Genomic DNA, 21,144 nt, shown 5'->3' with positions numbered 1-21,144 from the left:
GCGGGCCGCAGGTGTCACGGATGCCGTCTTTTCAGAGCAGCTTCAGGTCTGCCGCCGAAGCACGACCGTCGCGGCCCGCCTGCATCTCGTAGGCAACTTTCTGATTGTCCGCGAGGGTCTTCAGGCCCGCGCGCTCAACGGCGGAGATATGGACGAACACGTCCTTGCCGCCATCATCCGGGGCGATGAACCCGAACCCCTTGGTAGTATTGAACCATTTAACGGTGCCAGTGGCCATCCGTTCCTCCTCAGTCATTGTTCCCGGGCGCCATTGCCCAAGGCCGTGCAGCCAGGTCTTTCAAATCTTCCGGCTGCCCCGTGACGAGGGAGCGGTAGGAAAGTCTGCGGTCACGCCGAGGAAATGATGAGGTATTTCCACCAAAAATCAAGGCATTTGAGGAAGGTGCGGCTTCAACGGCGGTTGCGGGCCAGCAGGCGGTCGAGCGACAGCGGGCCGGCACCCATCAGGACCAATGGCAGGAGCAGTATGATCCAGAGCGCCCGCTGGTCGAGAATGAGCGCGTCCGGGGTCGCGTCGAACCAGCGGCCGAGATCGTCGCCGCCGACGCCGTGGCCGAGGATGTCGGTGAGGCTCTGGACGATGACGAAGCCGATCATTCCGAGGCTGGCGAGCCGAGTGAGGAGGCCGAGAACGATCAGGAGCGGCAGGAGCAGTTCGGCCCAGGTCCCGGCGAGCGTGACCGCCCAGTGAAAGGCGCCGAGCTGCGAGAAGTCGTAGCCCGCGGCCTCGACCGCCTTGGGAAAGATCTGGATATAGGCGCCGTCAGAGGGACTGAAGAGGCCGGCGAGCCCGTCGCCGAACTTGGTGCGGGCGGAGTTCCAATAATAGACGAGCAGGACGCCCGCGAAGACGAATCGCGCGAGCGTCGGCAGCATGGCCGGGGCAAGGCGGGACAGGGCGTTCGCGGTGCGGTCATAGGCTGCGATCATGCTGGCTCTCCTGTACCGATGGATACGATCGCCGATCCGCCGATCAGAAGGCCGAGCGTTGAGGTGAGGTCGAATTCACCGGCGGCGTCGAGCGCTTCGCCCACGCTCCGGCCCGCAATCAGCGCCTCGACGAAGGGGGCGGCGCCCGCGGGCAGGAGAAGCGGCTCGGGATCGAAATTGGGCCGGAGGATCACCACGTCCTCGGGCGTGGCCTGTTTCGGCGCGGCGCCGTCGCGGGCATTGGCGGCCCAGATTGCATGGATCGGCCAGCGCGAGCGGAGGGCCCGGACGGCCGGGGCGAGGCGGAGCCGGGCCGCGACGAAATCGTCCGGAGACAGTACCTGAAGCGCCTCGGCCGCGACCGGGGCGGCGTCGGCGGCGTGGTAGGACTGGCGGAGCGCGAGTTCGAGCCGGGCGATGTCGGGCAGGTAACCGAGATGGGCGACCGGCGGGAAGGTCTCGAGGAAGGCGGGCATCGCCGCGCCGTAGAACATCATCAGCGGCGAGGCCGGCGGATGGGCGCGCAGATGTTCGCGCGCCATCGCGGTGAAGAATTCCTCGCCGACGAGCTTGCGGATGACCGGGAAGGCCTGGCGCAGCGCCTCGGTCAGCGAGACGGTGACGTTGTTGCGGTATACGTCGAAGCGGCGCCCGGCGGGACGGCCGGCGGGGCCGGTGACGCCCTCCGGCGTGGGCCGGTCGGGATCCAGGAGGGCGGCGCGAAATTCCGATTGGCTCATGCCGGCACCCCGTCGAGGATGCGCGCGGCGCGGGCGGCTTCTTCGGCGAGCACCGGCCAGTCGGGGACGTCGTTGTCCCATTCGATCAGCGTCGGCTTCGCGCCACCCCTGGCGAGGGTCCGGGCATAGAGCTGCCAGACCGGGTCGACGACCTCGGAGCCATGCGCGTCGATGAGAAGCGGCGCACCGGCGTCGTCGGCATCCTCGTCATGGCCGCCGAGATGGATCTCGCCCACGAGGTCATGGGGAAAGCGGTCGATGTAGTCGCCGGGGTCGGTCTGCCGGTTGGTGCAGGAAACATAGACGTTGTTCACGTCGAGCAGCAGGCCGCAGCCCGTGCGCTTCGCGATCTCGGTCAGAAAGTCGATCTCGTCGAGATTGGTCTCGGTGAAATTCACATAGACCGAGGGGTTTTCGAGGAGCATCCGGCGGCCGACGTGATCCTGCACCTCGTCGATATGGGCGCAGACGCGGGCGAGCGTGGCCTCGGTATAGGGCAGCGGCAGGAGGTCGTTGAGGAATTCGGCGCCGTGGGTAGACCAGGCGAGATGTTCGGAGAAGCTCGCCGGGGCGAGCCAGCCGCAGAGCTGCTTCAGACGGGCGAGGTGGTCACGGTCGAGGGCGCCCTCGCCGCCGATCGAGAGGCCGACGCCGTGGACGGAAATCGGGAAGCGCTCGGCGAGGTGGCGGAGCTGCGCCAGGGGACGTCCACCGTCGCCCATGTAGTTTTCTGCATGGATTTCGAGCCATTCGACCGGGGTCGGGTTGGCGAGAATGTTGGAAAAGTGCTGGGGCTTGTAACCGACGCCGGGCCGGGCCGGAAGCCTGCGCTTGGCGGTTTGATCTAGCATGCCGTCCCCCGTTGGTCAGGACGGCATCCCCGGCCGGGCCGGGGATGCCGATCAGGATCGTCAGCCTTGCGGCAGGTCGCGGTCAAGCGCCTCGAGCGAGCCCATGCGGCCGTCGGGCAGTTCCATCGTGGCGCAGGTGCCGGCCGGGACGAGTTTCCAGGAGTTGCCCTGGTAGTCGACCTTCGAGGTGCCGGCGCAGGTCGTGCCCGGACCCGCGGCGCAGTCGTTCTGACCGGCGAGCGCCACGCCGAAACACTTCTCCTTGGCTTCCTGGGCCGCGGCCGGGGTGGCCATGTGCCCGGCGAGAGCGGCGGCGAGGCTGCCGGCGACGGCGAGGGTCTTCACGGAATGAGACATGGTTGTATCCCTTGTTGCGGTTGCTTGGATCGTCGTGTCGACAGGAGGGACCGTAGCCGCAGCTTCGGTCACAGACCACTCACGAAGGCGTGGCCCACAGGTGCGTGAAAAGCTGAAACATCAAGGCGCCCGGCCGGTTCGGCCGGAGCGCAGGCCCCGCCATTGTGGGCGGAGCCTGTCATAGGGCTTTTATTTCCGGGCGGGGCCATCGGGCGGCGTCGCGTCGCCGGCGAGGGCCGAGACGGCCTCGGCGAGGCTGGCGGTTTCGGTCCGGGTCTCGCCGAGACGGCGCATTGAAACAGTCCGCTCGGCGACTTCCTTCATGCCGACGGCGAGGATCACGGGAACCTTGCCGACCGAATGCTCGCGGACCTTGTAGTTGATCTTCTCGTTGCGGGTGTCGGCCTCGGCCCGAAGCCCGGCATCGCGGAGCGCAGCCACGACCTCGTGGACGTAGTCGTCGGCATCCGAGACGATCGAGGCGACGACGACCTGCCGGGGCGCGAGCCAGAACGGCAGCTTGCCGGCGTAGTTCTCGATCAGGATGCCGAGGAACCGCTCGAACGAGCCGAGGATCGCGCGGTGGAGCATGACCGGGCGATGCTTGGCGCCGTCCTCGCCGACATATTCCGCGCCGAGACGGACCGGCAGGTTGAAATCGGCCTGGAAGGTGCCGCACTGCCATTCCCGCCCGATCGCGTCGGTGAGCTTGAAGTCGAGCTTCGGCCCGTAGAAGGCGCCCTCGCCGGGATCGATGACATAGTCGTTGCGGACCTTCCGGACCGCGCTTTCTAGCGCCGCCTCGGCCTTGTCCCAGATCTCGTCACTGCCCACGCGGACCTCGGGCCTTGTCGAGAGCTTGATGTCGAACTTGGTGAAGCCGAGATCGGCGTAGACCGAGGACAGAAGGTCGATGAAGCCCGCGCATTCGGCCTCGATCTGGTCCTCGGTACAGAAGATGTGAGCGTCGTCCTGGACGAAGCCGCGCACCCGCATGAGGCCGTGCATCGAGCCCGAGCTCTCGTAGCGGTGGCAGGAGCCGAACTCGGCGAGGCGGAGCGGCAGGTCACGATAGGACTTGAGGCCCTGGTTGTAGACCTGGACGTGGCAGGGGCAGTTCATCGGCTTCAGCGCATTGATGCGCTTTTCCTTGGCGCCCTCCTCGTCGACCTCGACGATGAACATGTTCTCGCGGTAGGCCTCCCAGTGGCCCGAGCGTTCCCAGAGAACGCGGTCCACGACCTGCGGGGTCTTGATCTCCTTGTAGCCGGCGCGGTTGAGGCGGCGGCGCATGTAGTCCTGCAGCGCCGAGTAGACGGTCCAGCCGTTCGGGTGCCAGAACACCATGCCCGGCGCCTCTTCCTGCATGTGGAAGAGCTCCATCTCGCGCCCGAGCTTGCGGTGGTCGCGCTTGGCGGCCTCCTCGAGCATCGTCAGATGGGCCTTGAGGTCGTCGCGGTTCTTGAAGCCGACGCCGTAGATGCGCTGGAGCTGCTTCTTGGTGTGATCGCCGCGCCAGTAGGCGCCGGCGACGCTCATCAGCTTGAACGCGTCGGCCGGGAGCTGGCCGGTATGCTGGAGATGGGGGCCGCGGCAAAGGTCCTGCCAGTGGCCGTGCCAGTACATGCGCAGCGGCTCGTCGCCGGGGATCGCCTCGATCAGCTCGACCTTGAAGGGTTCGTTCTTGGCGACGTAGTGGGCGATGGCGCGGCTGCGCTCCCAGACCTCGGTCTTCACCGGGTCGCGTTCGGCGATGATGGCGCGCATTTCCTTCTCGATGGCGCCGAGATCCTCGGGCGTGAACGGCTCCTCGCGGTCGAAGTCGTAGTACCAGCCGTTCTCGACCACCGGGCCGATCGTGACCTTCACCTCGGGCCAGAGCTTCTGCACGGCGCGGGCCATGACATGGGCGAAGTCGTGGCGGATGAGTTCGAGCGCCTGGACGTCGTCCTTCATCGTGTGGATGGCGATCTGGCTGTCGGCCTCGATCGGCCACTGGAGATCCCAGTGCCGGCCGTCGACGCTTGCGGAGATCGCCGCCTTGGCGAGCGAGGGGGCGATCGACTGCGCCACTTCGGCGGCGGTCACGCCCTTCGCGTAATCGCGCTTGTTGCCATCGGGGAATGTCAGGGAAATCTGGGTCATCGGCCCATGCTCCTCGTCGGTTTGGCGCCCACGGAACGCCCGGTTGCGGGTTATGTGGCGCCTCTATTCCCAATCGGGGCGTGGAAGTCAACGGCCGGGGGTTCCACCCCCGGACCCCCGGGGGTATTTGAGGCAATGAAGAAGGAGGGGGTGTCCATGAGCGAGTTTCTGACGACACCGGAGGGGCGGAGGATCGCCTATGACCGGATCGGGGGCAGGGCGCCGGGCGTGGTGTTCCTCGGCGGGTTCAAGTCCGACAAGGAGGGCACCAAGGCGCTGGCGCTCGAGGCCTGGGCGAAGGCGGCGGGGCGGGCGTTTCTCCGGCTCGACTATTCCGGGCACGGGCAATCGTCGGGCGATTTCCTCGACGGCGCGATCGGCGACTGGTTCGAGGACGCGCGCGCGGCGATAACCGCCCTGACCGAGGGGCCGCAGGTGCTGGTCGGCTCGTCGATGGGGGGCTGGATCGCGCTTCTGATGGCGCGGGAGATGCCAGAGAAGGTCGCCGGCCTCGTGACAATCGCGGCGGCGCCGGACTTCACCGAGGACGGGATGTGGGGCGCGTTCAGCGAGGATCAGCGTCGCGAGCTGATGGAGACGGGCCGGGTCGCGCTGCCCTCGGACTATTCCGACGAGCCTTACATCATCACGAAGCGGCTGATCGAGGAGGGGCGCGGCCGGCTGGTGCTGCGGCGCCCGCTCGATCTGCCGTTCCCGGTCCGGATGTTGCAGGGGACGGAGGATGCCGACGTGCCGTTGGCGGTGGCGGTGCGGCTCGTCGAGCATGTGACGGGGCCGGATATCCGGCTTGTCGTGGTGAAGGGGGCGGACCACCGGTTCTCGACGCCCGACTGCCTGAAGCTGATCGAGCTGTCGGTTATGAAGGTGCTCGCGCGGCTGGAAGGCGGCGCCGGTTAGGCGCCGCCGGAAGGGTCAGACGGCGCGGATCTCCGCCTTGCCGGTGCGGCGCCGGCTCGGCAGGCCGGAGTTCTCGTCGAAGAAGTCGAGCACCAGCGGGCGGATGTTGTTGCGCCAGGACTTGCCGGCGAAGATGCCGTAATGGCCGGCGCCGGGTTCGATATGGAAGGCCTTCTTCGCATCGGGCAGGCCGGTACAGAGATCGAGCGCCGCGCGGCACTGGCCGGGGGCGGAGATGTCGTCCTCCTCGCCCTCGATCGTGTGGACCGCGACATCGGTGATTCGGCCGATGTCGACGCGCTGGCCGGCGACCGTGAAGATGTTCTGGGCGATCTCCCGCTTCTTGAAGACCCGCTCGACGGTGGAGAGATAGAACTCCGCCGTCATGTCCATGACCGAGAGATATTCGTCGTAGAAGCGGTTGTGGGCGTCGCGTTCCTTCGCCTCGCCCTTGGCGGCGCGCAGGATTTGGTCCGAGAAGGCCTTCGTGTGGCGGTCGAGATTCATCGAGATGAAGGAGGCGAGCTGCAGCAGGCCCGGATAGACCAGCCGCCCGGCGCCGGCATATTTGAAGCCGACGCGCTGGATCGCGAGGTGCTCGAGCTGGCCCATCGTCAGGCGGCGGCCGAAGTCGGTGACCTCGGTCGGGGCGGCGTCGGGGTCGATCGGGCCGCCGATCAGGGTGAGCGTGCGGGGCTGCGCCTTGGGCTCGGCCTCGGCGAGGTAGGCGGTCGCGGCAAGCGCGATCGGTGCCGGCTGGCAGACCGCGACGACATGGGTGTCTGGGCCGAGATGTCGCATGAAATCAACGAGGTAGAGGGTGTAGTCCTCGATGTCGAACTTGCCGGCGGAGACCGGGATGTCGCGCGCGTTGGTCCAGTCGGTGACGAAGACGTCGCAATCGGGCAGGAGGCTGAGAACGGTCGAGCGCAGGAGGGTCGCGTAGTGGCCCGACATCGGCGCCACGAGGAGCACGCGGCGCGGCATCGGGTCGCGGCCCATGACCTTGAACTGGATGAGGTCGCCGAAGGGACGGGAGACGACGGTATTGACCTCGACGAGATGGTCGCGGTCGTCGCTGCCGACCACGGTGCGGATGCCCCAGTCAGGCTTGATGACCATGCGCGCGAAGCTGCGCTCGGTGACGCGGCCCCAGGCGGAGAGCACTTTGAACATCGGATGCGGCACGAGCCCCCAGATCGGGTAGGAGGACATCGCTCGCGCGGAAGCGCCCAGCCACTCATTGGTGTTCCTGGTGCTTTCCATCAGGTCGTAAGAAAACATTCCCTTCATCGCGTCTCCTGTCCCGGTCATGCTGGCGATAACGCCGCTTTTCCTGCGCGCGCAGCAACGCTATGCTGCAGTGCAACAGAGTAGGGAGGAAAGGTTGACATGACAACTGAACTTGAGACCGCCCCTGAAAATCTTGAAAAACTCAGTGCAAATCTGGCACGGGTCGAGGAGCTGACGCAGCGCCTCATCCAGGCGATGGCGCAAAAGCGGATGCCCAATCCGGCGGTCGAGGCGCCCGGTCACAACCTTTTCGCCCATGCGGTGACGGCCTACTGGAAAGAGGCGCTGGAAAACCCCGGCAAGCTGATCGAGCAGCAGGCGTCGCTCTGGGGCAAGACGCTGAAGCACTATATAGACGCGCAAGCTGCGCTCGCCACCGGCAAGTTCACCGCGCCCGAGGATGCCGGGCCGACCGACCGGCGCTTCGCCAACCCGCTGTGGAAGACCCATCCCTATTTCAATTTCGTCAAGCAGCAGTATTTCCGCAACGTCGCGGCGATGGAGCAGGCGCTGGCGAATATCGACGATCTGGAGCCGCATGAGCGCAAGCGCGTCGAGCATTTCGCGCGCCAGATGATGGACATGATGGCGCCGACGAATTTTCTCGGCACCAATCCCGACGCGCTCGAACGCGCGGTGGAGACCGAGGGCGAGAGCCTGGTCAAGGGGCTCGAGAACCTCGTGCGCGATATCGAGGCGAACAAGGGCGATCTTCTGGTCCGGCTCGCCGACCCCGAGGCCTTCACGCTCGGCGAGAATGTCGCCGCGACCGAAGGCGCGGTGGTCTACCGCAACCGTATGATGGAGCTCATCCAGTACAAGGCGACGACCGAGACGGTCCACGCGACGCCGGTGGTGATCTTCCCACCCTGGATCAACAAGTTCTACATCATGGATCTCAAGCCCTCGAATTCGCTGATCAAGTATATCGTCGATCAGGGCTACACGCTCTTTGTCGTGAGCTGGAAGAACCCCGACACGAGTTATGCCGATGTCGGTCTCGACCAGTATGTCGAGGAGGGCTTCATCGCCGCGATCGAGGAAGCCAAGAAGATCACCGGCGAGAATCAGGTCAACGCGGTCGGCTACTGCATCGCCGGCACCACGCTGACCATGACCCAGGCGGTGCTCGCCAAGCGCGGCGACAAGTCGGTGAAGTCGGCCACCTTCTTCACGACGCTCACGGACTTCTCCGATCCGGGCGAGGTTTCGGTCTTCCTCGACGACGATTTCATCGACGGCATCGAGGGGCAGGTCGCAAAGGACGGCTATCTCGACAAGTATTTCATGTCGCGGACCTTCTCGTTCCTGCGCTCGAACGACCTCGTCTATGCGCCGGCGATCCGCAACTACATGATGGGTGAGGCGCCGCCCGCCTTCGACTTGCTCTACTGGAACGGCGACGGCACCAACCTGCCGGCGCGGATGGCGGTGGAGTACCTGCGCTGGATCTGTCAGCAGAATCAACTCGCCGACGGGACGATCAAGATCTGCGGCGAGAAGATCGGGCTCGCCGACGTCAAGATCCCGCTCTTTGCTGTCGCCTGCGAGACCGATCACATCGCGCCCTGGAAGGGGTCGTTCAACGGGATTCGCCAGTACGGGTCGAAGGATAAGACCTTCGTCGTCTCGCAGTCGGGCCATATCGCCGGGATCATCAACCCGCCCACCAAGGAAAAGTACGGCCACTACACCAACGAGGCAGAGATGGGCGAGGCCGACGCGTGGCTGAAAACGGCGACATTCCACAAGGGCAGCTGGTGGCCGCGCTGGGAAGGGTGGCTGAAGACGCGGTCGGGCAAGATGATCCCGGCACGCGATCTGGGCGATTCGAAGCATCCTGTTCTGGCTCCGGCCCCCGGAGCCTACGTGGCCGAGATCCCAACTGTCTGAAAGAAGGCCGTAAAAACTTTTTTTCTGCGCTGCAGCAAAAAATCTTGAAATGCTGCAACGCAGAACGTATCTTCCTTGCATAAGCAGAACGGGCATCCGCCCATGCCAGGAGATACTCAGATGCAGAAGACCCAGGACTTCACCAAAGTCATGCAGGACATGGCTTCGTCGCTTCCCTTCGACGCGAAAGCGTTCCAGGACACGTTCAAGACCTCGGCCGTGCTCGGTGAGAAAGTGACGAAAGTCGCGCTCGAAGCCGCCGAGAAGTCGAACGAGATCTCGTCCAAGTGGACCAAGGACACGCTCGCCAAGGTTGGCGCGCTCGCGAAGGTCAAGGACGAGCCGACCGACTATTCCAAAGCGATGACCGATTTCGCGTCCGCTGCTGCCGAGATGGCCGCCGAGAACCTCGCCGCCTTCGCCGAAGTCGCGAAGAAGGCCCAGATGGAAACCGTCGAGCTGATGCTCGCCGCCGGCAAGGACTTCTCCGAGGACGCGACCGCTGCGGTGAAAAAGGCCCAGGCCGAAGTCACGACCGCCGCGAAGAAGGCCGCGACTGCCGCGACCGCGAAGTAAGTCACGAGTGCGAGATTAACGGTCTCCTTACTCCTCCCTGTCGGTGAGACCGAAACTGGGCGGGCCTCGTGCCCGCCCTTTTCTTTTTCGCTCTTTTTGTTGTGTTTTCTGCTGCGCGGCCTAATCTCGCTGCAACGCCAAAAAAGACTATCTCGGGAGGATGGCCGATGGCCGACGACGCGAAGCCGCTGCTGATCAAACGCTATGCCAGCCGGCGGCTCTACAATACGGAGACGAGCGACTATGTGACGCTCGAAGACATCGCCGCCTTCATCCGCGAGGGGCGCGAGGTACAGATCGTCGATCTGAAATCCGGCTACGATCTGACGCGGCAGTATCTGCTGCAGATCATCGCCGAGCACGAAAGTCGCGGCGAGAGTGTGCTGCCGATCGAGGTGCTGACCGATCTCGTGCGCAGCTACACGACGAGCGCGCAGAGCGTGGTGCCGCAGTTTCTTGCTGCCTCGTTCGAGATGCTCCGTGAGGGCCAGTCGAAGATGCTGGAGAACCTCTCGACCTTTCCGAACCCGATGGCGTCGATGCCGGGCTTCGAGGCGCTGCAGCGTCAGCAGCAGGCCTTCCTGCGCTCGATGATGGGCGGCTTCACGCCCCCGGGCGAGACGGAGGCCAAGGGCGGCGCCTCGGACAAGCCGAAGCCCAAGGCGAAGGGCAAGGACGACGAAGACCTCGAGGCGATCAAGAAGCAGCTTTCGGAGCTGCAGGCGAAGCTCTCCAAGCTCTGACCTCGCGCCGGAAAAGGCCTCCGGCGGGGGTATTTCAGCAATGAAGAAGGATCAGGCGCGCCTGACCTCGTCGACCGCGGCGAGGAGGCCGTCGGCGATCACGTCCAGTTCGGCGCGGGTGAGCCGCGTCGGAAGGCGCACGTCGCAGGCCCGCATCAGCATCGCGCGGGTCTTCGGCAGCTCGGGCGGCGTGCCGAGGAACTGCCAGTTCCAGAAGGCGCGGGCATTGTCCTGCGAGAGCCCGAAGACCTGGACCGAGACGCCGCGGTGCAGGGCGGCGTCCTGAAAGGCGCGGGCCTCGTCATCACTGTCGAAGCCCCTCAAGTTGAACTGCAGCGAATCCGGCGCGCGTTCTTCCTGCGGAAGGGCGGGCGGCACCTCGATCCAGGGCGAGGTTTCGAGGCGCTCCGCGACGTGGTCGTGATTGGCGCGGCCGGCGGCGACGCGGGAGGCGATCTCGGGGATCTGCGGCCGGATCACCGCGGCCGAGAGGTTCTGCATCCGCATGTTGTACAAGGGCAGCCGGTTCTGCCAGCGCATGAAGCCGGTCTGCAGGCCGGGGTGCTTTTTCCAGTTGTGCTCGTAAGCGCCCGACATGATCACCGCACGGGCGGCAAGCTCGGGGTCGTCGGTGATGAACATGCCGCCTTCACCGGCATTGACGAGCTTGTAGGACTGGAACGAGAAGCAGCCGATCCGGCCGATCGTGCCGATCTTGCGGCCGGCCCAGAGCGTGCCGAGCGAATGGGCGGCATCCTCCACCACCGGCAGGCCGCGGGCCTCGGCCTCGATCATGATCGCGTCCATGTCGGAGGTGTGGCCGCGCATGTGGCTGATGAGCACCGCGTCGGCGCCGTCGAGCTTCAAGCGAAAGTCGTCGAGGTCGATGCGGAGGTCGCGGCCGACCTCGACAAGGACCGGCTCGCAGTCGGCATGGACGACGGCGGAGGGCACGGCGGCGAAGGTGAAGGCGGGGATCAGCACCCGCGCGCCGCGCGGCAGGTCGAGCGCCTTCAGCGCGAGGAAGAGTGCCGCCGAGCAGGAGGAGACGGCTAGCGCGTAGCGCACCCCCATATGGGCGGCGAACTCGGCCTCGAGGAGCGCCACTGCCGCGCCTTCGGGCGCTGTGTAGCGGAAGAGGTCGCCACTCGCGAGCAGCCGCTCGATCTCGGCCCGGGCGGCCTCGGGGATCGGTTCGGCCTGGTGGACATCAGGGGCTCGGGTCGGCTGGGTTGCCAGGGTGGCGGTGGACATGGTTCACCTTTTTGAAATCGCCGGTTTCAAAAATCCATATCTGTCCGCCGCGGAAAAGGCCACAGGCCGCCCGGGGGCGGCCTGCAAAAAATCGCCGAGCGCGGCGGTCAGACGTTGAGCAGCAGGTGCTCGCGTTCCCAGGGGCTGATGACCTGCAGGAACTCCTTGTACTCGTTGCGCTTCACCGCCTCGTAGATGTCGCAGAACTCCGGCGTCAACACGTCGCGCAGGGGCGCGCAGTCGGAGAAGAGGTCGAGCGCGTCGCCGAGATTGGTCGGCAGCTCGTCGGAGTCGATATAGGCGTTGCCGGTGACCTCGGGCCGCGGCAGCTTCTTTTCCATCAGCCCGAGATAGCCGCAGACCAGCGTCGCGGCGATGCCGAGATAGGGGTTGCAGTCCATCCCCGGCAGCCGGTTCTCGATCCGCCGCGCGGCGGGTTCCGAGATCGGCACCCGGAGCCCGGTGGTGCGGTTGTCGCGGCCCCATTCGAGGTTGATCGGCGCCGCGAAGTCCGGGACGTAGCGGCGGTAGGAGTTCACATAGGGCGCCATCAGCGCGACCACCGCGGGCAGGTAGTTCTGCATCCCGGCGATGAAGTGGAGGAAGGCCTGGGTTTCGCCGCCCTTGGCATCGGAGAAGATGCTCTTGCCGGTCTTGAAATCGACGACCGAGGAATGGATGTGCATCGCGCTGCCCGGTTCGCCCTCGATCGGCTTGGCCATGAAGGTGGCGAAACAGTCGTGGCGCAGCGCCGCCTCGCGCAGGAGCCGCTTGAAGAAGAAGACCTCGTCGGCGAGGTTGACCGGATCGCCGTGGGAAAGGTTGAGCTCGACCTGGCCGGCGCCGCCTTCCTGGACGATGCCGTCGATCTCGAAGCCCTGGGCCTCGGCGAAGTCGTAGATGTCGTCGATGACCTTGCCATACTCGTCGACGGCAGACATCGAATAGGCCTGCTTGGCGGCGGCGCGCCGGCCCGAGCGGCCCATCGGCGGGATCACCGGCATGTTCGGGTCGATGTTGCGGGCGACGAGGAAGAACTCCATCTCGGGCGCGACGATCGGCTTCCAGCCCTGGGCCCGGTAAAGCTCCACCACCCGCTTGAGGACGTTGCGGGGCGCCATCGGCACCGGGTTGCCCTCCTGGTCGTTGACGTCATGGATCACCTGGATGGTGATGTCGGCCGTCCACGGCACCGCCGTCGCGGTCGAGAAGTCCGGGGTCAGGACCATGTCGGGCTCGGTGAACTCGCTCGCGTCCGGCATGTCGGCATAGTCGCCGGTGATGGTCTGGGCGAAGATCGAGTTGGGCAGATGGAAGTACTTCTGCTTGCCGAACTTCGAGGCCGGCATCGCCTTGCCCTTGGCCACGCCCGCGAGATCGGAGACGAGGCATTCGACCTCGTCCAGCCGGCGGCCGGCGATGTATTCCTGGGCGGCTTCGGGAAGCTTCTGGGTCCAGTCGGACATGAATCACACTGTTGCTTTATTTCGGTTCTGCTTGAAGAAATCCGCGATCCGGTCGGCGATCGCGGCGGAGGAATTGGCGCCGTCGAAACGGGCGCGCGCCGCCTCCATCAGCGCGTCGGGCACGAGGCCCTTCCCTCGATGCGTCATCAGCCCGTCGATGAACGCATCGCCGTATTCGGGATGGGCCTGAACGGTGTAGGCGCGGTCGTCGTAGAGGAGCGCGGCATGTTCGCAGAATGGGCTGGAGCCCACGGTCTCGGCCGCGGCCGGTTTCTCGACGACCTGATCCTGGTGCCAGGCGTTGAGCGTCACCGTCTCGCCCCCAAAGTCGTAGTCGGTCGGGCCGACGGACCAGCCGCCCTTGAACTTCTCCACGCGACCGCCCATCGCCTGGGCGATGATCTGGTGGCCGAAGCAGATGCCGACGACGGGCACCCGTTCGGCATAGGCCTTGCGGATGAACTCCTCCAGCGGCTTGATGAACGGATGGTCCTCGTAGGCGCCGTGGCGCGAGCCGGTGATGAGCCAGCCGTCGCAGTCATGGACGCTCTCGGGAAACTCCATCCCCTCGACATGGTAGGAGGAGAAGTCGAGCCCGCGCCCCGCCAGAAGCCGGACGAACATGTCGGGATAGTCGCCCATCTTGTCCTTCAGGACATCTGGGGCCTGGCCGGTCTGGAGGATGCCGATACGCATGGGTGTCTCTTGGTCGGAAAGTCAGGGAAGGGTGCGCCGCGCCGCCCGCCATTGCAAGCGGCGCGGAAGCCGCGTCAGACGGTGTCGAGATAGATCTCGGTCTTCTCCTCGGGCGTCAGTTCTGCCATGTAGCGCAGCTCCTGCCGCTTGGTCATCACGAGGTTGCGGATGAGCTCCTTGGGGAAGATCTTCGCGACGATCTCGCTCTGCTCGAAGGTGTCGATCGCCTCCTCCCAGGTCTCGCAAAGCAGCGGCAGTTCGAGTGCATAGGCATTGCCGGTGATCGGCGGCGGCGGGGTCATCTTTTCCTCGATGCCGATGAGGGCGGCCCCAAGGATGCCGGCGAGCATGAGGTAGGGGTTCACGTCGCCGCCTGCGACCCGATGCTCGATCCGCCGCGCCGCCGGGTTGCCCGAGGGGATGCGGATCGCCGAGGTGCGGTTCTCGTAGGCCCAGCAGACGCCGTTCGGGGCATGGGCCTCGGGGATCAGCCGCTCGTAGCTGTTGTCATGCGGCGCGAAGAGCAGCGTGCAGTCGCGCATCGCGGCGAGGCAGCCGGCGACGGCGTGCTTCAGCATCTCGGAGCCTTCCGGCCCGCCGTTGTCGAAGACGTTCTCGCCGTCCTTGTCGATCACCGAGAAATGAGTGTGGAGCCCGTTGCCGGAATATTCCGGGTAGGGCTTGGCCATGAAGCTCGCGGCGAAACCGTGGTGGCGGGCCATGCCCTTGAGGAGCATCTTGAACAGCCAGGCATCATCGGCGGCGCGCAGGGCGTCGTCGCAATGCATCAGGTTGATCTCGAACTGGCCGAGCCCGGATTCCGAGATCGCGGTATCGGCCGGAATGTCCATCGCCTCGCAGGCGTCGTAGAGATCGGTGAAGAACGTGTCGAACATGTCGAGCGCGCGGATCGACATGATCTCGGCCGCCTTGCGGCGCTTGCCAGAGCGCGGGCTCGGCGGCACCTGGAGCGTCTTGCCCGAGTCGTCGATCAGGAAGAATTCGAGCTCCATCGCGCAGACCGGCGTGAGCCCCAGCGCCTTGTAGCGCTTGACGATGCGGGACAGCGCGTGGCGCGGGTCGCCCTCATAGGGACGCCCGTTCTCGCGGAACATCCAGATCGGCAGGATCGCCGAGGGGCTGTCGAGCCAGGGCATCGGCATGAAGCCGCGCTCGGTCGGCTTCAGCACGCCGTCGACATCGCCGGAGTCGAACACCAGCGGGCTGTCCTCGATGTCCTCGCCCCAGATGTCGAGGTTCAGGACCGACATCGGGTAACGGGTGCCGTTCTCGACGACCGTATCGGCGAAGCGGACCGGGACGCGCTTGCCGCGCGGCTGTCCGTTAAGATCCGCGGCCGCCACACGAATCGTGCGCACCTCGGGGTGTTTTCTGAGCCAGTTCTTCATCTTCCGCACCTGATTGGCCTGGCGCGCGTTCCGAAACCGCCTCGGGCCGGATCGGGAACGATCCGGCAGGCAGCATCGGCCCATGCCCTTGGGCCTTCGCTGTTGTGATCAAATTTTGCGGGTGGCGCGGCATGCGCCGACAAGTGCCCGGAATCAGGCGTTCAGACCGCCCGAATAATTTGATCAAATATGTGATACTACCGGATCAACTGTGGACGCAAGCGAATTCTGCTGCGGGTGTCCTGCGGCAGGTGACGGTTGAGCCGGGCATTCACCCGCCCGAAGAGCCAGATCACCGTGAGCGTGAGCAGGATGAAGTAGAAGGCGAGGATCGGGTAGGGGATGAACGGGTTGAAGGTCTTGTCGGCGAAATAGCTCGCATAATAGAGCGCATCGCCCTTCTGCTTCAGGGTCGGGAAGCCCGAGAAGAAGACCAGCGTCGTGGCGTGGAAGAGGAAGATCGCTTCGTTCGTATAGGCCGGCCAGCCGAGGCGCAGCATCGTCGGCCAGATCACCCGGCGGAAGCGCGGCCAGCCCGACATGCCATAGGCGTCGGCGGCCTCGATGTCGCCCTTCGGGATGGATTGCAGCGCGCCGTAGAAGATCTCGGCCGAATAGGCGGCGGTGTTCAGGAAGAGGACAACCAGCGCCCCGAGTGCCGCGGCCGTCAGCGGCGCCAGCACCGGGTAGGAGCCCTTGAGGCTCAGGAACAGGAAGTAGGCAAAGAAGAACTGGATGAAGAGAGGCGAGCCGCGGAACAAGAAGACGAACCACTCCGCGGGCTTGCGGATCAGGGGATTGCGCGCGGTCTTGCCGAGCGCGACCGCGGTTGCCAGCACAAAGCCCGACAGAAGCGCCAGCGTACCGAAGTAGATGTTCCAGATCATGCCCGAGCCGATCAGCGTGAACTGCTGGCAGAGCGTGAAGTCGGAGCGCGGCAGGAGCCGCTCGCCAATGCCGAGGCTTCTCAGGCCGTAATCGGCGATCGTTTCCCAGCAACTCATGCCGCTGCCTTTCGCTGTGCTTCGCCACCCATCGTGGCCTGGCCCTTGGTGAGGCGCTTCATGATCTTGTCGAGCACGATTTCGGACACCCGCGTGAAGCCGAGGTAGAAGATCAGCAGCGCGAGGAAGTACCACATCCGCCAGTCGGGATGGGGATAATCGGTGAACTGCGTCGTCTTCGACCCGCCGAGTTCGCGCGCCCAGTAGACGATGTCCTCGACGCCAAGGAGGAACAGGAGCGGTGTCGCCTTGATCAGCACCATCCAGAGATTCGAGAGGCCAGGCAGCGCGTAGACCCACATCTGCGGCACCATGATGCGCCAGAAGCTCTGGCGGTGTGTCATCCCGTAGGCCTCGGCGGTCTCGATCTGCGCCCGCGGCACCGCCTGCATCGCGCCGTAGAGCACGTTCGCGGCAAAGGCGCCGAAGACGATCGAGAAGGTCAGGACGGCGAGGAAGAAGCCGTAGGTCTCGTGCACCCATTGCGGTGCGGTGCCGAGGGGCAACTTCGCCGCGGTGCAGACCACGAAATCGTTGCCCTGCCAGATTTCCTGGTCCCAGTCGGGGCACTTGATCTTGTGGCGGACAAGTTCGAACGCCTGGTCGAGCGCGATCACGAAGAACAGGAAGAAGGCGATGTCCGGAACGCCGCGCACCACCGAGATATAGGCCTTGCCGAACCAGCGGAGCGGCAGGAAGCGGCTGCGCGCCGCCGAGGCGCCGCCGAAGCCGAAGATCAGTGCCACGGGGGCGGTGATCGCCAGAAGCAGCAGGACCGTGCCGACGGCCCAGTACATCGACAGGTGCTTGCCCGTGGTCAGGTAGCAGAGAAGCCAGCTGAGGCCTTCGAGCGTGCTCGGATCGGTGCAGGAATTGAACATGGGATCAGGACGGGCGGGGCCCGGAAGCCCCGCCCTCTCGCATCAGAAGACCACGGCTTCTTCGCCGAACCACTTCTTGATCATCTCGTTCAGCGTGCCGTCATCCTTCATCGACTGCACCGCTGCGTCGAGCTTGCCCTTCAGTTCGGCATCGGATTCGCGCACGCCGATGCCGATGCCGTTGCCGAGCTGGACGTCGTCGCCGACGAAGGTCAGTTCGCCGCCCGATTCCGCGACGGTCGGCGCAAGGAAGTCCTTGTCGGCGAGCACCGCGTCGGCCTCGCCATTGCGGACCGCGGCAATGGTCTCGTCCGGGGTCGGGAATTCGAGGAGCGTGGCGCCGGTCTCGGCGACATGGCTCGCCTGAAGCGTCGCCGCCTGGGCCGCGATCACGCCGGAGAGGTCGGCATCCGCCGAGAGGCCGACATAGGCGGACGCCGCCGGCGGGATGTAGTTCTGGGTGAAGTCGATGACCGCGTCACGCTCGTCGGTGATCGACATGCCAGCGATGATCGTGTCGTAGTTGCCCGAGACGAGGTTCGGGATGATCGAATCCCAGTCGTTCGTGACCCACTCGCAGGTCAGTTCGGCGCGCGCGCAGAGCTCGTCGCCAAGCTCGCGCTCGAACCCGTCCACTTCGCCGGCGTCGTTGATGAAGTTGTACGGAGGATAGGCGCCCTCGGTGCCCATGCGCACGGTCTGGGCCGTGGCGAGCCCCGCGGTCAGCGCCAGAACGGCAGCGGAAAGGACAAGTTTCTTCATCTGGTTACTCCCGGTCTTGATCTGATTCGAGCTGCTTTGATGTCAGGCCGCAACGGTCGCGCTCAGGAACCCTTGCAGGCGTTCGGTTTTGGGGTTGCCGAAGAGTTCGGCCGGAGGGCCTTCCTCCTCGATCCGGCCCTGGTGCAGGAAGACGACGTGGTCCGACACATCGGCGGCAAGGCGCATGTCATGGGTGACGATGATCATGGTGCGGTGCTCCTCGGCCAAGGCCTTGATCACCTTCACCACTTCCTGCTGCAATTCGGGGTCGAGCGCAGAGGTCGGCTCGTCGAAGAGAAGGGCGGTCGGCTCCATGCAGAGCCCGCGCGCGATCGCGGCGCGCTGCTGCTGGCCGCCGGAAAGCTGTGCCGGATAGGCGTCGCACTTGTCGCCGATGCCAACCTTCTCGAGATATTTGCGAGCCGAGGCCTCGACCTCGGCGCGGTCGCGCTTGAGCACGGTCAGCGGCGCCTCCATGACGTTCTGCAGAATCGTCATATGGGACCAGAGGTTGAACTGCTGGAACACCATCGACAGGTTGGTGCGGATGCGTATGACCTGCGCCCGGTCGGCCGGATGGCGGCCGAGCCCTTCGCCCTTCCACTTGACGTTCTCGCCCTTGAAGATGACCTCGCCCTGCTGGCTGTCCTCCAGGAGGTTGCAGCAGCGCAGGAGCGTCGATTTGCCCGATCCGGACGAGCCGATGAGCGACACGACCCCGCCGCGCATAGCCTTGAGCGAGACGCCTTTCAGGACTTCGAGCTGGCCATAAGCCTTGTGCAGGTCACGGATTTCGATGACCGGAGTGTCTTTTTCTGTCACGTTGCATTCTCCCCGGCGCAGAGTAGGGCGGATAATTCGCCGCTTTACAATGCGCTTTTTGTCCGGCTGGACGGGAAAATTCCGGCAAAAAGCTCAGTTGACCGGCACATCTTGCGATGGCGGGGCGGGCGTGGGAACCGCGAGGTACGCCTCCGGGGGGATCGCCGCGAGGCCGGCGAGCCCGAGGGCGGCGCGGTCCGCTGGGGCGAGGGCGGCGAGCGCGGCGGCGACCGCGCGGGCGACGGCGGCGGCGTCGCGGCCCTTCGCGGTGATCAGCGGCAGGCCGGGGGTCGGCGCGGTATGGGTTATCACGCGCAGTTTCGCGGCGAGCTTCGGCATGTGCGCCTGGATCAGCCGCCAGGTGACGGCGTCGATCGCGGCGATGTCGGCGCGGCCCTCGGCGACCGCGCGGGCGCTGTCGCGATGGGCGCCGGTGTGGCGGGTGTGGCTGAACTTCAGCCCCAGGGACGCGACGTGGTTTTGCGGCGCGGCCCAGCCGGACTGGCTGTCCTGGCCATTGAAGGCCAGTGTTCTGTCAATGAAATCAATGACGTCACCCGGCTCGTCGGCGCGGGTGACGAGTTCCGAGTAGTAGTAGCCGGACGGCGCGTCGGGCAGTGCGTAATCGAGCGTTGCGACCAGCGCGACATGGCCGTGGAGACGGGTCCGGTAGGGCATGCCGCAGGTCTGGCCGAGCACCAGTGCAGGGCTTTCCCAGATCGTCCAGAGGCTGCCGTTGCGGGTCAGGGCTTCTGGGGCCTCGATACCCTCCTCGGCCAGGGCCGCGCGGACCAGTTGCCACAGGCGGTCGTGTTCGGCCGCGACATGCGGCCAGTCGTACATCGCGAGGCTGGCGATCATTTCCGTTTTTTCTCAACAGTTTGGCGGGCGATGGCGCGGTCGCGGTCATTGATTCCGAGCAGATCGGCGGTGACCCGGATCATCGCATCCTCGCGCGGGTCGCGGTCGTCGTCGGCGAGCGCCACGGACCAGAGTGCCTCCATCAGGCTCATCCGGTCCTCGTGCGGCACGGCGTCCTTCAGCGCGCGGGTGAAGCGCACCGTGTCGGGCGCCTCGGCCTCCAGCACCTCGGCCTCGGCGCGGAGCTTGCCCGCCTCGAAGGGCGAGAGGCCGTAGCGGGTCGCGAGGACGCGGTCGATGCGGGCGCGCTCGGGGTCGGTGTAGGACTCGTCGGCGCGGGCGAGCCGCACCAGGAGCGCGGCAAGCGCCAGCCGCGCCTCGGGGGCGGGCAGGGGCTCGGGCTCAGGGCCGAGCAGCGAGGAAAGAAGGCGTCCGAACATGGAGGCCATATAGGCGGAAAATCCGGCGTCTGCAAAGTGTATGGCACGCGTCGGGCAGGCGTCGGCGCCCCGGGCGAGCTTGGGCCGGGTGGCGGCGGGCCGGATCGAATCGGATCGCGGCGGGGGATGCGGCTCCGCCACCGCGGAGCGCGTCGGCTGATGGACGATTCGCGTCGGGAGGCCGGATTGGATGCCGTTACGTCAACGCTAGATGCGGCGCCGGTTCGGGAAACCCGCGAGGGTTGCATTCGATTTGTCGCAAACAAGCCATAGCGGCATCTTGCCGCTTGCGACGGGGCACGCTCGGTGACACCATGAGGTCATGGCCGGCTCAGTCGGCCCTGTGCGCCCAATGGGCCTGTCGACCGTAGACGGTGGCCGCGTTTTCCTCGCAACGATTGGGAAGAGTCTCGCACATGGCAGAGGCAGAATGTCCTTGTGGTCGCGCCGGACGATCCGGGCGCCACGCCACGCCGCAGCGGCTCCCGTTTCAGGGCAGGAGGGCCGCAGATGGCGCCGATGCTTGATGTCGTGAGCCCCAACATCTTTCCGACCGGCATGGCGCTCCGCACCACCGACGGGACCCGCCGCAGCCTGCTGTCGCGTTTCGTGGTCTGCCCGCTCTGCCTCGTGATCCTCGGCCTCGACCACGCCGTCGAAGCGGGTTGGCGCCTTCGCGCGGGCCTCGGGCGGCTTGCTGGCGCCGGTTCGAAGACGCGCTCCGGAAAATGAGAGTCTGAACAGGAGAACGAACGAGACTGGTGCTCGGGGCCGGGACGGGGGCGGCAATTCAGATGACCTATCTCGGGATCGTGTTGGCCGGCTTGAGCCTGGACCGTACAATCCGTCTGGCAAGACTTGTCGTGATGCGCTGCGCTCTTGCCTGATCTGTCCCGTGACAAATCGGGCCGCGCCTGCCTGCCCCCGGCAGGCGCGTTACCGCGCCCGCCCAGGCAGACGCGACCCGATTATCCAACCGGCGGCTCCGGCTGCACGCTCCTTGCCCTCAGGCTCGCGCCTCCGGGCAACCGTCCCGCGCGGTCTGCCACTGGCAGACCGCTTCTGCGAGCCGGAGCGCCAAA

22 protein-coding genes are annotated in these 21,144 nt (G+C 65.7%); 5 read left to right on the top strand and 17 right to left on the bottom strand.

What is annotated here, in order from left to right:
• Positions 1-31: 31 nt before the first annotated feature.
• The 6 genes from R5H32_RS14140 to thrS form a co-directional block, all read right to left on the bottom strand.
• Positions 32-238: a cold-shock protein gene (locus R5H32_RS14140; RefSeq protein WP_318339326.1), complete on the bottom strand. Its 207-nt coding sequence runs from the start codon at positions 236-238 to the stop codon at positions 32-34.
• Positions 239-411: 173 nt separating this feature from the next.
• Entirely contained in the window at positions 412-951 is a 540-nt protein-coding gene (locus tag R5H32_RS14135; protein ID WP_318339325.1) for a DoxX family membrane protein, read from the bottom strand.
• Positions 948-1,691 (bottom strand): DNA-binding domain-containing protein, encoded by a 744-nt coding sequence (locus tag R5H32_RS14130; protein WP_318339324.1) that lies wholly within the window; start codon positions 1,689-1,691, stop codon positions 948-950. The genes R5H32_RS14135 and R5H32_RS14130 overlap by 4 nt, the downstream gene beginning before the upstream one ends.
• Positions 1,688-2,542: a DUF692 domain-containing protein gene (locus tag R5H32_RS14125; protein WP_318339323.1), complete on the bottom strand. Its 855-nt coding sequence runs from the start codon at positions 2,540-2,542 to the stop codon at positions 1,688-1,690. Before R5H32_RS14125 ends, R5H32_RS14130 begins: the two co-directional genes overlap by 4 nt.
• Before the next feature lie 60 nt (positions 2,543-2,602).
• A complete protein-coding gene (locus tag R5H32_RS14120) occupies positions 2,603-2,899 on the bottom strand; it encodes a DUF2282 domain-containing protein (protein ID WP_263334336.1) in 297 nt (98 codons plus the stop codon).
• 189 nt (positions 2,900-3,088) lie between these two features.
• Positions 3,089-5,044: a threonine--tRNA ligase gene (gene thrS, locus R5H32_RS14115; protein WP_318339322.1), complete on the bottom strand. Its 1,956-nt coding sequence runs from the start codon at positions 5,042-5,044 to the stop codon at positions 3,089-3,091.
• 156 nt (positions 5,045-5,200) lie between these two features.
• On the opposite strand from thrS, the gene R5H32_RS14110 reads away from it, so the two are divergent.
• Positions 5,201-5,962: an alpha/beta hydrolase gene (locus tag R5H32_RS14110; RefSeq protein ID WP_318339321.1), complete on the top strand. Its 762-nt coding sequence runs from the start codon at positions 5,201-5,203 to the stop codon at positions 5,960-5,962.
• A gap of 15 nt (positions 5,963-5,977) precedes the next feature.
• Here R5H32_RS14110 and phaZ read toward each other — a convergent pair whose 3' ends face one another.
• Positions 5,978-7,255, bottom strand: coding sequence for a polyhydroxyalkanoate depolymerase (gene phaZ, locus R5H32_RS14105; RefSeq protein ID WP_318339358.1), 1,278 nt, complete (start codon positions 7,253-7,255; stop codon positions 5,978-5,980).
• A gap of 99 nt (positions 7,256-7,354) precedes the next feature.
• On the opposite strand from phaZ, the gene R5H32_RS14100 reads away from it, so the two are divergent.
• The 3 genes from R5H32_RS14100 to phaR all read left to right on the top strand — a co-directional run bounded on the left by R5H32_RS14100 (position 7,355) and on the right by phaR (position 10,467).
• Complete coding sequence (locus R5H32_RS14100; protein WP_318339320.1) at positions 7,355-9,148, top strand: class I poly(R)-hydroxyalkanoic acid synthase; 1,794 nt, start codon at positions 7,355-7,357, stop codon at positions 9,146-9,148.
• Between the two features lie 120 nt (positions 9,149-9,268).
• Entirely contained in the window at positions 9,269-9,724 is a 456-nt protein-coding gene (locus R5H32_RS14095; protein WP_318339319.1) for a phasin family protein, read from the top strand.
• Positions 9,725-9,891: 167 nt separating this feature from the next.
• Positions 9,892-10,467 carry a polyhydroxyalkanoate synthesis repressor PhaR gene (phaR, locus tag R5H32_RS14090; RefSeq protein WP_318339318.1) on the top strand — a complete coding sequence of 192 codons (576 nt, stop codon included), beginning with the start codon at positions 9,892-9,894 and terminating at the stop codon, positions 10,465-10,467.
• Between the two features lie 51 nt (positions 10,468-10,518).
• Here the strand turns inward: phaR and R5H32_RS14085 are convergent, their stop codons facing one another.
• The 10 genes from R5H32_RS14085 to R5H32_RS14040 all read right to left on the bottom strand — a co-directional run bounded on the left by R5H32_RS14085 (position 10,519) and on the right by R5H32_RS14040 (position 20,062).
• On the bottom strand, positions 10,519-11,721 hold the full coding sequence (locus R5H32_RS14085) for a DegT/DnrJ/EryC1/StrS family aminotransferase (RefSeq protein ID WP_318339317.1): 1,203 nt from the start codon (positions 11,719-11,721) through the stop codon (positions 10,519-10,521).
• Positions 11,722-11,828: 107 nt separating this feature from the next.
• Entirely contained in the window at positions 11,829-13,187 is a 1,359-nt protein-coding gene (locus tag R5H32_RS14080; protein WP_318339316.1) for a glutamine synthetase family protein, read from the bottom strand.
• A 3-nt stretch (positions 13,188-13,190) separates the two neighbouring features.
• Complete coding sequence (locus R5H32_RS14075) at positions 13,191-13,883, bottom strand: type 1 glutamine amidotransferase (protein WP_318339315.1); 693 nt, start codon at positions 13,881-13,883, stop codon at positions 13,191-13,193.
• Positions 13,884-13,957: 74 nt separating this feature from the next.
• Positions 13,958-15,292 (bottom strand): glutamine synthetase family protein, encoded by a 1,335-nt coding sequence (locus R5H32_RS14070; RefSeq protein WP_318339314.1) that lies wholly within the window; start codon positions 15,290-15,292, stop codon positions 13,958-13,960.
• A 197-nt stretch (positions 15,293-15,489) separates the two neighbouring features.
• Positions 15,490-16,296, bottom strand: a complete 807-nt coding sequence (locus R5H32_RS14065; protein ID WP_318339313.1) for an amino acid ABC transporter permease — start codon at positions 16,294-16,296, stop codon at positions 15,490-15,492.
• Positions 16,293-17,177: an ABC transporter permease gene (locus R5H32_RS14060; RefSeq protein ID WP_318339312.1), complete on the bottom strand. Its 885-nt coding sequence runs from the start codon at positions 17,175-17,177 to the stop codon at positions 16,293-16,295. Before R5H32_RS14060 ends, R5H32_RS14065 begins: the two co-directional genes overlap by 4 nt.
• Before the next feature lie 42 nt (positions 17,178-17,219).
• On the bottom strand, positions 17,220-17,939 hold the full coding sequence (locus R5H32_RS14055; protein ID WP_318339311.1) for a transporter substrate-binding domain-containing protein: 720 nt from the start codon (positions 17,937-17,939) through the stop codon (positions 17,220-17,222).
• A 42-nt stretch (positions 17,940-17,981) separates the two neighbouring features.
• Positions 17,982-18,761, bottom strand: a complete 780-nt coding sequence (locus tag R5H32_RS14050; RefSeq protein ID WP_318339310.1) for an ABC transporter ATP-binding protein — start codon at positions 18,759-18,761, stop codon at positions 17,982-17,984.
• Positions 18,762-18,854: 93 nt separating this feature from the next.
• A complete protein-coding gene (locus R5H32_RS14045; RefSeq protein WP_318339309.1) occupies positions 18,855-19,622 on the bottom strand; it encodes a phosphate/phosphite/phosphonate ABC transporter substrate-binding protein in 768 nt (255 codons plus the stop codon).
• Entirely contained in the window at positions 19,619-20,062 is a 444-nt protein-coding gene (locus tag R5H32_RS14040) for a TerB family tellurite resistance protein (RefSeq protein ID WP_318339308.1), read from the bottom strand. The genes R5H32_RS14045 and R5H32_RS14040 overlap by 4 nt, the downstream gene beginning before the upstream one ends.
• 510 nt (positions 20,063-20,572) lie before the next feature.
• Between R5H32_RS14040 and R5H32_RS14035 the strand changes: the two genes are divergently transcribed.
• Complete coding sequence (locus R5H32_RS14035) at positions 20,573-20,794, top strand: hypothetical protein (protein WP_318339307.1); 222 nt, start codon at positions 20,573-20,575, stop codon at positions 20,792-20,794.
• Positions 20,795-21,144 lie beyond the last annotated feature (350 nt).

It is taken from the genome of Defluviimonas sp. D31, assembly GCF_033436765.1.
Taxonomy (GTDB): Bacteria; Pseudomonadota; Alphaproteobacteria; order Rhodobacterales; family Rhodobacteraceae; genus Albidovulum.
Note: the sequence above shows the minus strand (reverse complement) of the source record. Positions and strands in the feature narration are given on the sequence as shown.

What these genes read in the sequence shown, in the direction of transcription:
- R5H32_RS14140 (WP_318339326.1), bottom strand. Translation starts at nt 238, where the DNA reads ATGGCCACTGGCACCGTTAAATGGTTCAATACTACCAAGGGGTTCGGG.
- R5H32_RS14135 (WP_318339325.1), bottom strand. Translation starts at nt 951, where the DNA reads ATGATCGCAGCCTATGACCGCACCGCGAACGCCCTGTCCCGCCTTGCC.
- R5H32_RS14130 (WP_318339324.1), bottom strand. Translation starts at nt 1,691, where the DNA reads ATGAGCCAATCGGAATTTCGCGCCGCCCTCCTGGATCCCGACCGGCCC.
- R5H32_RS14125 (WP_318339323.1), bottom strand. Translation starts at nt 2,542, where the DNA reads ATGCTAGATCAAACCGCCAAGCGCAGGCTTCCGGCCCGGCCCGGCGTC.
- R5H32_RS14120 (WP_263334336.1), bottom strand. Translation starts at nt 2,899, where the DNA reads ATGTCTCATTCCGTGAAGACCCTCGCCGTCGCCGGCAGCCTCGCCGCC.
- thrS (WP_318339322.1), bottom strand. Translation starts at nt 5,044, where the DNA reads ATGACCCAGATTTCCCTGACATTCCCCGATGGCAACAAGCGCGATTAC.
- R5H32_RS14110 (WP_318339321.1), top strand. Translation starts at nt 5,201, where the DNA reads ATGAGCGAGTTTCTGACGACACCGGAGGGGCGGAGGATCGCCTATGAC.
- phaZ (WP_318339358.1), bottom strand. Translation starts at nt 7,255, where the DNA reads ATGAAGGGAATGTTTTCTTACGACCTGATGGAAAGCACCAGGAACACC.
- R5H32_RS14100 (WP_318339320.1), top strand. Translation starts at nt 7,355, where the DNA reads ATGACAACTGAACTTGAGACCGCCCCTGAAAATCTTGAAAAACTCAGT.
- R5H32_RS14095 (WP_318339319.1), top strand. Translation starts at nt 9,269, where the DNA reads ATGCAGAAGACCCAGGACTTCACCAAAGTCATGCAGGACATGGCTTCG.
- phaR (WP_318339318.1), top strand. Translation starts at nt 9,892, where the DNA reads ATGGCCGACGACGCGAAGCCGCTGCTGATCAAACGCTATGCCAGCCGG.
- R5H32_RS14085 (WP_318339317.1), bottom strand. Translation starts at nt 11,721, where the DNA reads ATGTCCACCGCCACCCTGGCAACCCAGCCGACCCGAGCCCCTGATGTC.
- R5H32_RS14080 (WP_318339316.1), bottom strand. Translation starts at nt 13,187, where the DNA reads ATGTCCGACTGGACCCAGAAGCTTCCCGAAGCCGCCCAGGAATACATC.
- R5H32_RS14075 (WP_318339315.1), bottom strand. Translation starts at nt 13,883, where the DNA reads ATGCGTATCGGCATCCTCCAGACCGGCCAGGCCCCAGATGTCCTGAAG.
- R5H32_RS14070 (WP_318339314.1), bottom strand. Translation starts at nt 15,292, where the DNA reads ATGAAGAACTGGCTCAGAAAACACCCCGAGGTGCGCACGATTCGTGTG.
- R5H32_RS14065 (WP_318339313.1), bottom strand. Translation starts at nt 16,296, where the DNA reads ATGAGTTGCTGGGAAACGATCGCCGATTACGGCCTGAGAAGCCTCGGC.
- R5H32_RS14060 (WP_318339312.1), bottom strand. Translation starts at nt 17,177, where the DNA reads ATGTTCAATTCCTGCACCGATCCGAGCACGCTCGAAGGCCTCAGCTGG.
- R5H32_RS14055 (WP_318339311.1), bottom strand. Translation starts at nt 17,939, where the DNA reads ATGAAGAAACTTGTCCTTTCCGCTGCCGTTCTGGCGCTGACCGCGGGG.
- R5H32_RS14045 (WP_318339309.1), bottom strand. Translation starts at nt 19,622, where the DNA reads ATGATCGCCAGCCTCGCGATGTACGACTGGCCGCATGTCGCGGCCGAA.
- R5H32_RS14040 (WP_318339308.1), bottom strand. Translation starts at nt 20,062, where the DNA reads ATGTTCGGACGCCTTCTTTCCTCGCTGCTCGGCCCTGAGCCCGAGCCC.
- R5H32_RS14035 (WP_318339307.1), top strand. Translation starts at nt 20,573, where the DNA reads ATGGCGCCGATGCTTGATGTCGTGAGCCCCAACATCTTTCCGACCGGC.